Annotated in this window: 23 protein-coding genes; 9 read left to right on the top strand and 14 right to left on the bottom strand. The window is 64.6% G+C overall.

The genetic code is table 11. The annotated features are described in order from the left end of the window. Positions 1 to 16: 16 nt before the first annotated feature. A complete protein-coding gene (locus tag GPL20_RS02795) occupies positions 17 to 346 on the bottom strand; it encodes a hypothetical protein (RefSeq protein ID WP_157327531.1) in 330 nt (109 codons plus the stop codon). A gap of 139 nt (positions 347 to 485) precedes the next feature. Here GPL20_RS02795 and GPL20_RS02790 point away from each other — a divergent pair, with 139 nt between their 5' ends. The 3 genes from GPL20_RS02790 (at position 486) to bfr (ending at position 1,849) form a co-directional block, all read left to right on the top strand. Beyond that, positions 486 to 794, top strand: a complete 309-nt coding sequence (locus tag GPL20_RS02790; RefSeq protein ID WP_157328173.1) for a hypothetical protein — start codon at positions 486 to 488, stop codon at positions 792 to 794. A gap of 161 nt (positions 795 to 955) precedes the next feature. Continuing rightward, positions 956 to 1,228 (top strand): (2Fe-2S)-binding protein, encoded by a 273-nt coding sequence (locus GPL20_RS02785; protein ID WP_157327529.1) that lies wholly within the window; start codon positions 956 to 958, stop codon positions 1,226 to 1,228. A gap of 132 nt (positions 1,229 to 1,360) precedes the next feature. Next, on the top strand, positions 1,361 to 1,849 hold the full coding sequence (gene bfr, locus GPL20_RS02780) for a bacterioferritin (protein WP_157327527.1): 489 nt from the start codon (positions 1,361 to 1,363) through the stop codon (positions 1,847 to 1,849). 131 nt (positions 1,850 to 1,980) lie between these two features. On the opposite strand, the gene GPL20_RS02775 is transcribed toward bfr, so the two are convergent. The 3 genes from GPL20_RS02775 to GPL20_RS02765 all read right to left on the bottom strand — a co-directional run bounded on the left by GPL20_RS02775 (position 1,981) and on the right by GPL20_RS02765 (position 4,242). Then, positions 1,981 to 2,583, bottom strand: a complete 603-nt coding sequence (locus tag GPL20_RS02775) for a pyridoxamine 5'-phosphate oxidase family protein (RefSeq protein WP_157327525.1) — start codon at positions 2,581 to 2,583, stop codon at positions 1,981 to 1,983. A 76-nt stretch (positions 2,584 to 2,659) separates the two neighbouring features. Further along, positions 2,660 to 3,013 carry a hypothetical protein gene (locus GPL20_RS02770; protein WP_157327523.1) on the bottom strand — a complete coding sequence of 118 codons (354 nt, stop codon included), beginning with the start codon at positions 3,011 to 3,013 and terminating at the stop codon, positions 2,660 to 2,662. A gap of 167 nt (positions 3,014 to 3,180) precedes the next feature. Further along, entirely contained in the window at positions 3,181 to 4,242 is a 1,062-nt protein-coding gene (locus GPL20_RS02765) for an alpha/beta fold hydrolase (RefSeq protein ID WP_157327521.1), read from the bottom strand. A 126-nt stretch (positions 4,243 to 4,368) separates the two neighbouring features. Here GPL20_RS02765 and GPL20_RS02760 point away from each other — a divergent pair, with 126 nt between their 5' ends. After that, positions 4,369 to 4,635, top strand: a complete 267-nt coding sequence (locus tag GPL20_RS02760) for a DUF2277 domain-containing protein (RefSeq protein ID WP_157327518.1) — start codon at positions 4,369 to 4,371, stop codon at positions 4,633 to 4,635. 197 nt (positions 4,636 to 4,832) lie between these two features. Then, complete coding sequence (locus GPL20_RS02755; RefSeq protein WP_157327516.1) at positions 4,833 to 5,054, top strand: hypothetical protein; 222 nt, start codon at positions 4,833 to 4,835, stop codon at positions 5,052 to 5,054. 142 nt (positions 5,055 to 5,196) lie between these two features. Here the strand turns inward: GPL20_RS02755 and GPL20_RS02750 are convergent, their stop codons facing one another. Beyond that, positions 5,197 to 5,694, bottom strand: a complete 498-nt coding sequence (locus GPL20_RS02750; protein WP_254126165.1) for a collagen-like domain-containing protein — start codon at positions 5,692 to 5,694, stop codon at positions 5,197 to 5,199. 113 nt (positions 5,695 to 5,807) lie between these two features. Between GPL20_RS02750 and GPL20_RS02745 the strand changes: the two genes are divergently transcribed. Next, a complete protein-coding gene (locus GPL20_RS02745) occupies positions 5,808 to 6,134 on the top strand; it encodes a hypothetical protein (protein WP_254126167.1) in 327 nt (108 codons plus the stop codon). Positions 6,135 to 6,144: 10 nt separating this feature from the next. Here the strand turns inward: GPL20_RS02745 and GPL20_RS02740 are convergent, their stop codons facing one another. Both GPL20_RS02740 and GPL20_RS02735 read right to left on the bottom strand, forming a co-directional pair. Continuing rightward, positions 6,145 to 6,393, bottom strand: a complete 249-nt coding sequence (locus tag GPL20_RS02740) for a helix-turn-helix domain-containing protein (RefSeq protein WP_157327512.1) — start codon at positions 6,391 to 6,393, stop codon at positions 6,145 to 6,147. 182 nt (positions 6,394 to 6,575) lie between these two features. Beyond that, positions 6,576 to 7,343 carry an SDR family NAD(P)-dependent oxidoreductase gene (locus tag GPL20_RS02735; RefSeq protein WP_157327510.1) on the bottom strand — a complete coding sequence of 256 codons (768 nt, stop codon included), beginning with the start codon at positions 7,341 to 7,343 and terminating at the stop codon, positions 6,576 to 6,578. A gap of 111 nt (positions 7,344 to 7,454) precedes the next feature. Between GPL20_RS02735 and GPL20_RS02730 the strand changes: the two genes are divergently transcribed. Further along, positions 7,455 to 7,940: a J domain-containing protein gene (locus tag GPL20_RS02730; protein WP_157327507.1), complete on the top strand. Its 486-nt coding sequence runs from the start codon at positions 7,455 to 7,457 to the stop codon at positions 7,938 to 7,940. A gap of 126 nt (positions 7,941 to 8,066) precedes the next feature. Here the strand turns inward: GPL20_RS02730 and GPL20_RS02725 are convergent, their stop codons facing one another. From GPL20_RS02725 to GPL20_RS02710, 4 genes are all read right to left on the bottom strand, one after another. Then, positions 8,067 to 8,318, bottom strand: coding sequence for a hypothetical protein (locus tag GPL20_RS02725; protein WP_157327505.1), 252 nt, complete (start codon positions 8,316 to 8,318; stop codon positions 8,067 to 8,069). Positions 8,319 to 8,559: 241 nt separating this feature from the next. Beyond that, entirely contained in the window at positions 8,560 to 8,820 is a 261-nt protein-coding gene (locus GPL20_RS02720) for a hypothetical protein (RefSeq protein WP_157327502.1), read from the bottom strand. A gap of 156 nt (positions 8,821 to 8,976) precedes the next feature. Next, the gene (locus GPL20_RS02715; protein WP_157327500.1) at positions 8,977 to 9,360 is read right to left on the bottom strand and encodes a RidA family protein; all 384 of its coding nucleotides are present in this window, start codon (positions 9,358 to 9,360) and stop codon (positions 8,977 to 8,979) included. A 111-nt stretch (positions 9,361 to 9,471) separates the two neighbouring features. After that, positions 9,472 to 9,873, bottom strand: a complete 402-nt coding sequence (locus tag GPL20_RS02710) for a hypothetical protein (RefSeq protein WP_157327498.1) — start codon at positions 9,871 to 9,873, stop codon at positions 9,472 to 9,474. Here GPL20_RS02710 and GPL20_RS02705 point away from each other — a divergent pair. Beyond that, positions 9,872 to 10,306 (top strand): hypothetical protein, encoded by a 435-nt coding sequence (locus GPL20_RS02705; protein WP_157327496.1) that lies wholly within the window; start codon positions 9,872 to 9,874, stop codon positions 10,304 to 10,306. The genes GPL20_RS02710 and GPL20_RS02705 overlap by 2 nt on opposite strands. A gap of 86 nt (positions 10,307 to 10,392) precedes the next feature. Here GPL20_RS02705 and GPL20_RS02700 read toward each other — a convergent pair whose 3' ends face one another. Both GPL20_RS02700 and GPL20_RS02695 read right to left on the bottom strand, forming a co-directional pair. Beyond that, complete coding sequence (locus GPL20_RS02700) at positions 10,393 to 11,088, bottom strand: glutathione S-transferase family protein (RefSeq protein WP_157327494.1); 696 nt, start codon at positions 11,086 to 11,088, stop codon at positions 10,393 to 10,395. Positions 11,089 to 11,228: 140 nt separating this feature from the next. Then, positions 11,229 to 11,879 (bottom strand): glutathione S-transferase family protein, encoded by a 651-nt coding sequence (locus GPL20_RS02695; protein WP_157327493.1) that lies wholly within the window; start codon positions 11,877 to 11,879, stop codon positions 11,229 to 11,231. Between the two features lie 285 nt (positions 11,880 to 12,164). Here GPL20_RS02695 and GPL20_RS02690 point away from each other — a divergent pair, with 285 nt between their 5' ends. Continuing rightward, entirely contained in the window at positions 12,165 to 12,602 is a 438-nt protein-coding gene (locus GPL20_RS02690; RefSeq protein WP_157327491.1) for a VOC family protein, read from the top strand. A gap of 177 nt (positions 12,603 to 12,779) precedes the next feature. Here GPL20_RS02690 and GPL20_RS02685 read toward each other — a convergent pair. Continuing rightward, a partial coding sequence (locus GPL20_RS02685; protein WP_157327489.1) for a mismatch-specific DNA-glycosylase occupies positions 12,780 to 13,235 on the bottom strand: 456 nt, incomplete at its 5' end.

Raw genomic sequence — 13,235 nt, 5'->3', positions numbered from 1 at the left:
CCGGTTCAGGGCGACTTTAGCCGCAGACTCTGACGCGGCGGACGCGCCAGGCATAGCCGTCCCAGAAGCGCTGCTTCTGCCAGACACAGCCATCGCCATAATAGTCGTCGGCGACGTAGCCCGGTCCCGGCGCGTAGTAGCGGGGCGGATAGTAGCCCCGTTCGTAATACCCATAGCCGGGTCCCGGTCCGTAATAATACGGAGAGGCCAGCGCGCCGCCGACAATGGCGCCGCCGATGATCCCGGCCGCAACGCCGGCCGCGACTCCGCGCTGCGCATGGGCCGGTGTGCCGGCCGTCAGGGCCAGGGTGGCGACGGCAGCGACCGCCAGGAGCGACTTCTTCATTGGCTTCAACCTTTCACACAAACACGCGGGAACTCTTTGGGGCGTAAGGTTCCATACTTCGTTTGAATGATCAATGAACGGCACCTTTGCCGGGGGCGACCAATTAATATGGACCGTGGCTTCACTGGGAAGGCGAACGATGGGCAACGCGATGATGAACACCTTGATCGCTGCCGGGGTCATTTTCGCGATCGGCTATGGCTGGTTCACCCATCTCCAGAACCGCGGCCGGCGCCGCTCCCGCGCAGCGGCCGGCAGCGACGGCGGTAGTGGCGGCGACAGCTATTCGGGGACGAGCGACGGCTTCTCGCTGGGAAGCTGGTTTTCGAGCGACAGTTCGGGAAGCTCAACTGACGGCAGCAGCTGTTCCAGCAGCGATAGCGGCAGCAGTGGCGGGGACTGCGGAGGCGGCGGCGATGGTGGCGGAGGAGGCGGTGGTGGCGACTAGGTTCGCCGCAATCTTGATCCAGCGCAACGGCTTGTTTTAGAGCCGTTCTAGGCTGTTTCCGGGCCAGTTTGGAATAGCTTCAAATACCGGTTTTTCCCTTTGCATCCGGACGGGCCGTTAAATATCGATGATGGCGCATCACCGAAGGGCCTGCCGCTTCCATGATCGTTTGTTCCTGTAACGTGCTGAGCGATGACGATATCCGCGCTGCCGTCGCCGAGTCCGACGACGCCGTGCGCCATGCCAAGCAGGTCTATGGATGCCTCGGCTGCAGCGCCGAATGCGGCCGCTGTGCCCGGACGATCAAGACCATCATCGACGAAGCGCTTGGCCCCTGCGCCAAGTCCTGCTGTGCCGGCTGCCCGCACAGCCACACCGTTGCGGCCAATGACGAGATGGCCCAACCCGCCCAGTTCGCCTTGGCGGCCTGCTGAAATCTTCCGCACGTTCGGCTGAGCTTTTCCCCGGCCGCGTCGCCGTAGCCGGTTGCCCCCGTTCGCAAACTCATTTAGAAGCATTCTAAATCGGTTTAGGGCCGATTTGGTCTGCAAGAGCTGGAGTGAACCATGCAGGGCGACCCGAAAGTCATCGACTATCTCAACAAGGCGCTGCGTCACGAGCTGACTGCGATCAACCAGTACTGGCTGCATTACCGCTTCCTCGACAATTGGGGCCTCCTGGACATGGCCAAGGTCTGGCGCAAGGAATCGATCGAGGAGATGGAGCACGCCGACAAGCTCACCGAGCGCATCCTGTTCTTCGACGGCTTTCCGAACATGCAGGTGCTCGATCCCCTGCGCATCGGCCAGAACGTCAAGGAGATCATCGAGTGCGATCTCGCCGCCGAGATGAGCGCGCGCGCGCTCTATCAGGAAGCGGCGACCTACTGCCACAGCGCCAAGGACTACGTCACGCGCGACCTGTTCGAGAAGCTGATGAGTGATGAGGAGCATCACATCGACTTCCTCGAAACCCAGCTCGACCTGATCGGCCGTATCGGCCTCGAGCTCTACACCCAGAAGCATGTCGGCGGGCTCGAGGGCGAGGGGCATTAGGCTTAAGGCTCCGCTCTCTCCATTCGTCATGGCCGGGCTTGTCCCGGGCATCCACGTGTTGCCGCACGACGAAGGCGTGGATGCCCGGGTCAAGCCCGGGCATGACGGTCTGTTTGCGGAACGAACGCCGCCTACAATTGCTCCTTGTAGCGCTCTTCCACGACCGCCTGACTGTCCGGCTCACCGAGGCTGGTCTGCTCGTGGATGATTTCGGTGATGCTCGGCATCACCGAGCGTTGCACCTTCTCCGACGACCATAGCTTCGAGCGCATCAGCGCCTTGCCGCAGTGGAAATAGACTTCGCTGACCGCGACGTTCAGCACCGCGCGCGGCGGCTTGCCGAATTCCACCATCGCGGCGAGCAGATCCGGATCGGCCGACAGCGTGCCGCGCCCGCCGACGCGCAGCGTCTCGTCGATGCCGGGCACGAAGAACAACAGATGCACGAAGCCCGAGCCTTCGACGACGTTCCGGAAACTGTCGATCCGGTTGTTGCCCGAGCGGTCGGGCATCAACAACTGGTTGGGGCCGGCGACATGGACGAAGCCGATGCTGCCGCCGCGCGGCGAGGCGTCGACGCTGCCGTCAGCGCCCGACGTCGCGAGCACGCAGAACGGCGACATTTCGATGAACTTCTTCGCATGCGCATCGATCGCCGGTCGCGCTTTCGCGATCACGCGCGGGCTCGGCTTGGCATAGATGGTGGCGAGGTCTTCGGCGCAAAGATCGGTCAACGGCGTGCCTCCGCATCAGATTGGCCTGAAGCTATCCGATCAGGTGCCTCCAGCCAACGAAATCCGTCACGATGCGCTAGACCGCATCCGCCGGCACGAAGCAGCTGATGATGATGGCGCCGCGATGGTGGACGTACCACACCACGGCCTGGCCGACCGGATTGCCGCGGTCGCGGATGATGGCGCGCTCGGGCACCTCCATCCATTGTCCCTCGATCGGCACCCAATAGGTTCCGCCGCGCACGTCGTAGTCGGTGCGATGGCCGTCGGAGATGTCACAGCAGGGCACGCCGTTCGGCGCGATCACGCTCTTGAACCAGGCGCGGATGTCGGGCGAGACGTGATCATATTGCCCGTTGTCGAACGCGAACGCAGCGCTCGTCAGCGCCGTCGTCGCGGCCAGCCAAACGCACAGTGCGAGCCTGTGCATGCGATTCCTCCTCATCGCGCGTTTGCCATCTGCACGCGATTGTCTCGCGCCTCGATTCGCCTCGTCGACCCGATTAAGCCCGAGCTGTCCGCGCAATGCATGCTCAAATAATATGCGGCGCGAGGGGCGCCGCATATGATGCGCTGCGATATGAATGGTCCGCCGGTTTACCTCGTCCGCTGCGGCGCGGTTTGCAGCAATTGCCGGACCTGCTCGCTGTAGAATTTCGCGTTGCCGGTGGTGCCGTGGCCGCGCGTCTCCGTGCTTGCGGGGATGAGATACAGCTTGCCGTTCTTGACCCGCTTCATCGCCGCGTCCGTGATGCCGGTCTCGGGCGGGTTGCGCTCGTCGTCGGCGGAATTGATCAGCAGCAGCGCGGCCTCGATCTGTTCCAGCTTCTCGCCGGCATTGTAGTCGTGCGAGGATTCCCACTGATAGACGAAGTCATTGGCATCCGCCGTGATCGGCGTCGCCAGCCGATCGTCGACGATCTTGTCGGCCTTCGCCGCAGTCGGCGCCTGCGATTGATAGGCCAGCGTGCCGCCGATGCTGGCGATACCGTAGGCGGTGATCGCGTATTTCATCATGCGCGGCTGGCTGGTGTAGTTGCCGCCATTGTAGTCGGGATCGTTGCGGATGGTGTCGAGCATGATCCGTCGCAGCATCCAGTTGCGGGACGCCATCTCAGTGGGCTGCGAGGCCATCGGGATCAGCGCGTCCATCACCTTCGGATATTTCTCGCCCCACAGCCAGGTGTGCATGCCGCCCATCGAATTGCCGATGACGAGGCGCAGATGCTTGACGCCGAGGCCTTCAGTCACCAGGCGATACTGCGCCTCGACCATGTCGTCGTAATCGTATTTCGGGAAGCTCGTCTTCATCCCGTCGGACGGCTTTGACGATTTGCCGTGGCCGATGCTGTCTGGAATGATGATGTAGTATTTGGCGGCATCGAGCGGCTGCCCCGCGCCGAACAGCTCGCCGGCAAAGGAAGGCGACAGCATGCTCGCGCCGGAGCCGCCGGTGCCGTGCAGCACCAGCACGGGCTGGCCGATCGGATCGCCGATTGTCGTGTAGTGCAGCCGCAGTTCCGGCATCACCTCGCCGGTGTGGAACTTGAAGTCTTTGGCGATCCAGTCGCCTTGCTTGGGTGATGGATAGTCGGCGGCGACGGCCGCGGTTGAAATGGACAGCAGGACGGCCGACAGCGCCGTGCAGAAAGCTCTCATGTTCCTCTCCCCAAGCGGCTCGTATTCGGGTGGCCGCGTTGCCGCGGACCTTAGCAGAACTGCGCGGGAGGATGTAGGATTTGGACGTCGCCGATCGTCCTTGAGGGAAACATCCGGAGAGAGTGCATGTGCCGTAACATCAAGACGCTGTTCAACTTCGAGCCGCCGGCGACGGAGGACGAGATCCACGCCAGCGCGCTCCAGTTCGTGCGCAAGCTGTCCGGCTTCAACAAGCCGTCGCAGGCCAATGAGGAGGTGTTCGAGCGCGCAGTGGCGGAGGTGTCGGACGCCGCGCGGCGGTTGCTGGCCTCGCTGCACACCCACGCGCCGGCGCGGGATCGCGAGGTCGAGGCCGAAAAGGCGAAGGAGCGCTCGCGATTGCGCTTTGGCTAAAGCATGATCCGGAAAAGTGCGCAGCGGTTTTCCGAAAAGATCATGCTCAAGCAACAACCTAAAGCGCGATGACGATTCATCCCAATCTCATCGCGCTTTAGCAGCTCCAGCGGACCGTTCCGTGATCTGGCTCACGGTATCGGGCGCGTCAGCCTGCGACGATGTCTGCCGGGGTTATGACAGCCCGGAGCACGATCATGAGCCGCCCCCTTCTTCACCTGAAAGCAGGTGCCATCGCCTTCACGCTGCTGTGGACCGCGTGGATGATGTGGTGGAGCGCGCCTTACAGCAGCGCCAACCTCGTCATCCTGTCGCTGCTCGGCACCGTGGTCGGTTATCTCTGGTATCGCGCCATGCGCTGGCAGTTCGAGCGCATGGGCATGCTGCCGCGCAAGGATGATTCTTCGAGGGCATCCTGATCGTTGTGCGTGTCTTGACGCGGTGCGGCGCGCCGCGACTGCTAAAGCGCGATGAGATTGGGACGAATCGTCATCGCGCTTTAGGTTATTGTTTGAGCATGATCTTTTCGGAAAACCGCTTCACACTTTTCCGGATCATGCTCTAGTGGTCGTGCTTCTTCTTTTTCTTCTTTTTCTTGCGATCGTCGCCGTCGCTGCCGCCGCTCTCGTCGTCGTCGAGAGGCTCGTCAGTCTCCTGCACAGCGGCCTCCAGCGCCTCGCGCTCGGCGGCTTCACGCTCGCGCTGGCGGCGGCGCTCGTCCCAGGCGTCGAAGAGCTGCTCGAGCCACGGCAGCACCTGTTCGATCGGGGGCAGCTGACCGGCCGGCCCGGGCTCGCCGCGCGGGCCTTGTGGTCCGACAGGCCCCTGCGCGCCGGCCGCTCCGCGCGGACCGATCTCGCCCTGCTTGCCTTGCGGCCCGGGCTTGCCTGCCGGTCCCGCCTTTCCGAGCGGGCCCGGCTTGCCCTGCGGCCCCGGCTTGCCGCGTGCGCCGTCCGGCCCGCGCCGACCCGGATGACCCTGCGGTCCCGGCCGTCCCGGCTCGCCTTGCCGCCCGCGCGCTCCCTGGGGTCCCTGCCGTCGTCCCTGATCGTCTGCCACGCCACTGCTCCCTCTAGCGGAAGCAAGCTACTTAGCGGCGTTTGACGACAGCAGCAATTCCGCCGGCCCATTGCGCCGGGCTTGATCAACATCAATCGATGGCGCGAGGCGGCGTGTCATTGATCGCGCACGGCCACAATCCTCGCGAGGAGCGACCGATGCGCGCAGCGTGGAAGATCCTTTGCTTGTCGGCAGTCGTCCTGGCCGCTGCGCTCGGCCTTGCCCACCTGCTCGTGCCAGACATCGAGCCGATCGCCTTTGCCGAGGAGCCGCAGCCGTTATGGGCTGTTATGACGGCCTTCATGCTCTGCGCCATCGAGCTGATCGCGGCCGCGGTCGCGGTCTTCTCGATGGCGTTCCTCGTCGGCAGCTTGATGCGGCACGAACTGCGTCGCCCGTCACCAAGCGCGCAATCGCCCCAGGTGTCGCAGCCGGAATGATTCGCTCGCGCTAGTCCTGATAAGCGGGCACGTCAGCGCCGGAGGCGGCGTAGAGCCTGATCTTGTTGCGCAGCGTGCGGACCGAAAGGCCGAGCACACGTGCGGCGCGCGTGCGGTTGCCGTCGCAGCGGGCGAGCGTCTGGAGCACGAGCTCGCGCTCGACCTCGTCGACGGTCGCGCCGATCAGAAGCGGAACGATCTGGTTTGGAGCAAGAAATTGTGCGTCCGGTCCGGACGCAGCGACATGAACAGTGGTCATCAACACACCTCCCGACCAACGCCCGCCCCCCTCTATGGAAGCGGATCGAGAACAAACGACCCCCAAGCCGTAGATCCACGGTGGTCCGGTTTGGTTAATGAAGGGTTAACCGCGGGCGTTCGCACCAATTGACCTTGGGATTGCCGCGAAGCCGCCGCGATTGGCGCGGGCGAGCGGTGTCCTCACACCGTTCGATAGCCGCCGTCCACCATCACGATCGTTCCGGTGACGTAGGCCGACAGGTCCGATGCAAGGAAGATCGCGGGGCCGACGATGTCCTCGGGCTTGCCGGTGCGCGCCAGCGGGGTGTGGTCGACGAAGGCCTGCACCAGCGCCGGATTGGTCGCGCGCACATGGGCGTTGATGTTGGTTTCGATGAAGCCCGGCCCGATCGCGTTGACGCGCACGCCATCCTTGCCGAGCTCGACCGCGAGCGCCTTTGTGAAGCCGAGCACGCCGTGCTTGGAGGTGGTATAGGCCGCCGAGCTCGGCGTGCGCAGATGCACGAAGGACTGGATCGAGCCGATATTGACGATGCGGCCCTTGCTCGCGCGTAAGGGTGCGAGGAAGGCCTGCGTCATGTTGAAGACGCCGTTGAGATTGAGCGAGATGATGTCGTTCCAGTCCTTCGCCACGGTCTCCGTTTCCGCGGTGAAGGCGTTGCGGCGGGTGATGCCGGCATTGTTGACGAGGATCGAGACCTGCCCGACCTTGTCGGCGACCTGCTTCGCCAGCGCAAAGCAGTCTTCACGCCTTGTCACGTCGAGCGCAAAGCTCTCGGCCTTGGCGCCGGCCTTGCGGATCTCCTGGGCGGCTTCCGCGACCGTGTCGGCATTGACGTCGAGCAGCACGACCTGCGCGCCTTCCCGCGCGTAGCCGGCCGCGATGGCCCGGCCGATGCCGGAACCGGCGCCGGTGACGACGGCGATGTGGTTTGCAAGCAATGCCATGACAATTTCCTCCCGTTTTCGTTTCGAAGTTTCATGAAAGGCTAACTCGAAATTAAGGGGTCGGAAACGGCGGCCTTGGCATACTGATCTTCATTGCTAAACGTTGCGCGCATGATGGAACGGCTTGAATCCTGGAAACTCGGTCTCGAACGCCTGCGGTCGGCGCAATCCGCCGACTGGGCCGAGGCCGACCGGCTCGTTGCCGAGATCGTGCGGATGAGCAGTGACGTCACGCTGCGCCACGCGGCAGAGCAGGCGCTTCCCGTGCTGCGCCAGGCCGTGAACAACGACGATCACGGCGTCACGCTGGCGGCGCAGCGCCGCATCGGCGTGGTTCTCGATGTCGTTCACGAGCTCACCGCGCCGCGCTTCGGTCGCCGCAACGCCATGCCGAAGAAGCTTTCAAGCGAGGATCGGGCGCGCAAGGTGCTCGGCCTGCCGCTCGCCGTGCAGCTCACTTGCGAGGACATCAACCAGGCCTATCGCCGCGCGGCCAAGGGCATGCATCCCGACCGTGGCGGCAGCGCGCAGGCCTTCATCGACCTCGCCGCCGCGCGCGACGTCCTGATCCATCCCGGCGCACACAAGGACGCGTGAGAGCGACAAGCGATATGTCGTAGGGGTCGGCAAAGGCACGACGCGCCGTGCCCACCATCATCTATAAAAACAACCGGGCAAGGACGCTGGCGTCCTTGCCCGGCTCTTCGTCCGCCGATCGAAATCTTACCAGGCGCACTGCCCGCTCTTGAGCGCGGCATCCTTCATCGCGAGCGCGTCGATGAACGTCGGCACCGTGGCGCTGGCACGATGATAGCCGGCCGGCCACGGCGTGGTCGGGATGCTGTCGTCCCAGATCTGGCAGAAGCCGGTGTCCTGCCAACGGATCAGATGATAGCTGGCTTCCGCAGGGCTCGCGGCGACGAACGCAGTGACGGCAAGACCCGCGGCAGCGCACAGCACGGAAATACGACGCATGATCAGCTCCTCAAAATGAATGATGTGATGCGCCTCCCGACAATGATGGGGAGGGGTGGCGGGGCGCTTTTGGGGATGCGCCCCGAACAAGATGTGAGTAGTTCCGCACAGCGATCAGGTTCAAAGCGCCCGCGCGGGAAAACGCATGATCCCGGCCGGAAGAACGGCGCGCCTCTGCAAAAAAGAAGAGGGCGGATGGCTCGCGCCACCCGCCCCTCACATCCGATCCGTCGTGCAGCGCTCAGAGCGTGCAGCGGCGCTCCGAGCGCATCTTGATCTGAAGGTCGGAGGCTTCCTGGAAGGTCGGGAGCGGCTTGCTGACGACCTTGTAAGTCGACACGCCCCACTCGAACGGCTTGTACTTCAGGTCCTCGTTCCAGACCTGGCAGATGCCGGTGTTGTCCCAGCGGATCACGTAATAGCCGACCTTCGCCGAGGCCGGCGCGGCAAGGACGGACGTGGCGATGCCGGCAGCGGCACAGAGCGCGAGAACGCGACGCATGAAGTATCTCCTTGTGGGGGAAGTGGGATCCGAAAAATTCGTGCGGGAAAAGCAGGTCCTTTGCAAGCCGGGGAGCCGCCGTTCACGGACATGTCAGACGCCGCCGGGCATTTGGTCCGGCCGCGTGCCCGACAAGCCACACCCGCTCGGCGCGGCTCATTTCGAAAGCGCCGCCACCGCCTCGATCTCGATCAGCATCTTCGGATCGGGCAGCGCGTGCACCACGCAGGTGGTGCGCGCCGGATAGGGCGGCGGGCCGAAGGCGCCGGCATAGAGCGCGTTCATGGCGGCGACGTCGGAGGCGCGGGTCAGGAGCACGTTGACCTTGACGAGGTCGCGGAACGTCGCGCCGGTTTCGTCCAGCACGCGCCTGATGTTGATGACGACGTTCTTGAACTGCGGCTCGAAGCCATCGGGCAGGGCGCCGTCGGCGTCGAAGCCGGGAATGCCGGAGACGAACAGGAGATCGCCGACACGCGTGGCAAAGGACAGCGGCGGCGCCTTGACGTGCGGCGGGGGCGCAAAATGCTGGATCGGCATGGGATCACCTCGCAAGGTAAGGCTGAGACCCATCAGCGTAGCGGCAGGCGAGGGGCGCTCCAACAGGAAATGCGAAAACAACCCCATGCACAGTAGAAAAGAGCAACGTTGTCAGCGCGTTCGGAAATACAGAAAAAGAATTTGACTCGTCGGGCAAAACACCGGCAGAATGGCATGATGGCGATGGTGTCGGCGGGCGCGCTGCTTCGCGTCTCTCACGTGCGGCAGGGCCATCGCAGATGGCTTCCCGGCGGCGGCCTGAGCGCACGCCTCGTCCTTCGAGACGACCGCTTCCAGCGGTCTCCTCAGGATGAGGCTCGATTGGCGTCGGTGCCCGTTGAAACTGCTGCCACGCACTCCGTCCTCATCCTGAGGAGCCCGCATGAAGCGGGCGTCTCGAAGGATGGCCTCCCGCCTCTCCGCCCCCATCATTTTGCCGCCGCGATCCATCGGATAGATTTGTCGCGTCTGATTCGATCCCTCCCTTGAAAAATAGCCCCCGGAGACCCCCATGAAGCTCGCATCCACCGTCCGTGCCGCGCTTGTCGCCGTCGCCGCCCTTGCCGGCCTCTCGACCGCGGCCCAGGCCGACAGCGGTTTCGTGACGCTGACGATCTACAAGGCGGGCTGGATCATCGGCGGTTCCGGCGGCTCGGGCGTGCTGAACTTCCGTGGCCGCTCCTATGGACTCTCCACCGGCGGGCTCGACTACGGCCTCGTCTTCGGCGGCTCGAAAACCGTGCTGCGCGGCCGCGTCTCCAACATCAATCGCCCCTCGGACGTTGCCGGCGTCTACGGCGCCGCCGGTGCCGGCCTGGCCGTCGGCGCCGGGGCCCGCGCCATCGTGCTCACCAACCAGAAGGGCGCCGTGCTGGAGCTGACGGGAACGCAGGTCGGCCTGATGGCGAATGCGGATCTCAGCGGTCTCGCGATCACGATGCGATAGGGGGCGGTCCCGCCCCACCTTGTAGCCCGCATGAGCGAAGCGATATGCGGGGAGAGTGGCCCCGGATGTCGCTTCGCTCATCCGGGCTACGCTTCCGTCACCGCCGCATGAACTCGCTCGCAATGCGCGACGAGATTTGCGTGCGCATCGACGAACGCTTTCAGCGGCGTCGGAATCGGAAAAAAATAGATGTTGGCGATGAAGCCGTAGATGCCGGCGTCACAGCTGGTCGGCGCCGCGCCATGCACGAAGCCCGCGGCGGGCACGATGTCGGCCAGCACCTCGAGATCGGCCAGCCCCCGCGCGTAGGCCTGCTCGGGCGTGTAGCGGCCGATGCCCTGGTAATGATAGCGCTGCGCGTTATAGGCCTTGGCCTTGTCCAGCCCTTCGGCGGTGAGCTGCGGATGCTGCGCGATGAAGGCGTCGCGGAAGGCGGGATAATAGCGTTCGTCCTTCCAGCGCGAATACGACATCACCCAGTAGAGATTGTCGAGCATGCGCGTGACGAGGTGATTGGTGCGCCGCTGCTCCGGTGAGAGCAAGGCATCGATGGTGAGGCGATGTTTTGCGGTCACATGCGCGATGATGGTCTCGCTGTCGCCGATGGTCTCGCCGTCGTCGACGATGTAGGGTAGCTGCCCGCGCGGCGCGGCGGAGGCATCGAAGACGTGCTCATGCACGAACGCGACGCCCGCGAGCTTGAAGAAGGCGTAGACCTTGAGGCCGTAACCGTTGTTGTCGGCGACGCCGAACAATTCTGGGTAGGAGTAGAGCGTCAGCATGGGCGGGCTCCTCCGTGTTGGCGCGGCAGCATGCCGGGGCGTTGTGGCGGGCGCAATAGTGGCCTCGTAGCCCGCATCAGCGTCAGCGACATGCGGGACCAGTCTCCCCGGATATCGCTTTCGCTCATCCGGGCTACGCACTACGAACGCGATGCAGCCTGAAACACCGCCAGTTGCGCCTCGAACGCCCGCCTGAACGCCGGCCGCGCCTCGCCGCGGGCGACATAGGCGGCGATATCAGGGTATTCGTCCAGCAGGCCCGATGTGTTCAGCCTGCGCAGCACCGTCACCATCATGAGATCGCCGGCGCTGAACGCGCCGTCGAGCCAGTCGGCGCCGCCGAGACGGCGGGACAATTCGCCGAGCCTGATACGGACGCGCTCCTGGAGCATGGGCAGGCGCTCCGCGTACCAGCTCTTGTCGCGTTCGAACAGCATGGCCATCCCGAGCTCGACGATCGGCGGCTCCAGCGTGCTGAGTGCAGCGAACATCCACGCGATCGCGCGGCTCCTCGCGTTCGCTTCGGTTGGCAGCAGCCCGGGATGACGCTCGGCGATGTGGAGCACGATCGCGCCGGACTCGAACAGCGCGAGATCGCCGTCCTCATAGGTCGGGATCTGTCCGAACGGATGCAGCGTGCGGTGCGCGGGCGCCTTCATCGCCCCGAACGAAACGAGGCGAACGTCATAGGGCTGGCCGACCTCCTCGAGCGCCCAGCGCACGCGCATGTCGCGCGCCTGCCCCTTGCCGCGGTCGGGCGAGCGTTCAAAGGCGGTGATGGTGGGGAGCATCTGGGGCCTCCGGGGTAATCAGGCTTTGCGCCCCAAGGACGAATGGTCGGGGCGGTTTCCGACAGGGTAGCTCGTTTTCCGCGCGGAGCCCGTAGCCCGCATGAGCGAAAGCGACATGCGGGGCAACCGCCGGCCCCGGATATCGCTGTCGCTCATCCGGGCTACGCAACTGCGACGCGTGGAAAAAATCCTTCCCCACATGTCGGAATGCCGTTCCCGGCCTCGTCCTTGGGACGCGGCGGCGTGCGGCCGCGCGTCCGGTCCGAGGCAAAAGGATCTCCGTTCATGACCTCCATCACCCCGTTTCTCTGGTTCGACAACAACGTCCCGGAAGCCGTCGCGTTCTACAAATCGGTGTTTCCCAACGCCAGGGTCGAGACCGTCAGCGATTTCATGGCGGTGTTCGAGCTGGAAGGGCAGCGTTTCAACGCGCTCAATGGCGGGCCGCAATACCGCTTCAACGAGGCGGTGTCGTTCTTGATCAGCGTGGAAACGCAAGGCGAGGTCGACTATTTCTGGCAAGCGCTCACCGCCGACGGCGGCGAGGAATCCCGCTGCGGCTGGCTCAAGGACAAGTTCGGCCTGTCCTGGCAGGTGATCCCGTCAGCGCTCGGCCGCTACCTCGGCGACCCCGACCGCACCAGGGCGAACCGCGTCATGCAGGCCATGCTGGGGATGCGGAAGATCGTGATCGCGGATCTGGACAAGGCGTATGCGGGGTGAGGGGTGGCGTAGGTAGCCGAACCCACGGTGTCGTCCCGGCGAAGGCCGGGACCCATACCGCGTGATCTATCGGTTGCGGCCGGTCGAAGTACCGAACGACGAGTCTGCGCCAAACCTCTCCCTGTGGTTATGGGTCCCGGCCTCCGCCGGGACGACGGCTGAGTATGTGGACCGTCCTCATCCCACCTCACGCCCAATCCACGCCGCAAGCTCGCGCCACGGCTCCAGCGTCCAATGCCCGGACGCAGCACCGGACGGCGAAGACAGCACGAATATCTCCGGCAGACTTCCACCGCGCGGCTGCCGCCCCAGCGCAATCCCGCGCGACGGCCTGCCGTAAAACAAGCTCGCCGCCTTCTTGCTCGTGAACGCAATCGTCCGCGGCCGGTACTTTTCGATCTTCGCCCTGAACCCCGCAACGTCGATCGTCTCCGCCGCGATCTGGCGATCCATCCCGGCGCCCGACTTGGAGAGATCGGTGAAGCCGATCCCGAGCTCGAGCAGCATGGCGAATTCGCCCGGCTGATACCGCCGCGGCGTGATGCCGGCCTCATGGATCGCGCGCCAGAAGCGGTTGCCGGGATGGGCGTAGTAGTGCCCGAGCTCGGCCGAGCGCGTAGAGGCGGCGGTGCC

The organism is Bradyrhizobium cajani, from assembly GCF_009759665.1.
Classification (GTDB): Bacteria; Pseudomonadota; Alphaproteobacteria; order Rhizobiales; family Xanthobacteraceae; genus Bradyrhizobium; species Bradyrhizobium cajani.
Note: the sequence above shows the minus strand (reverse complement) of the source record. Positions and strands in the feature narration are given on the sequence as shown.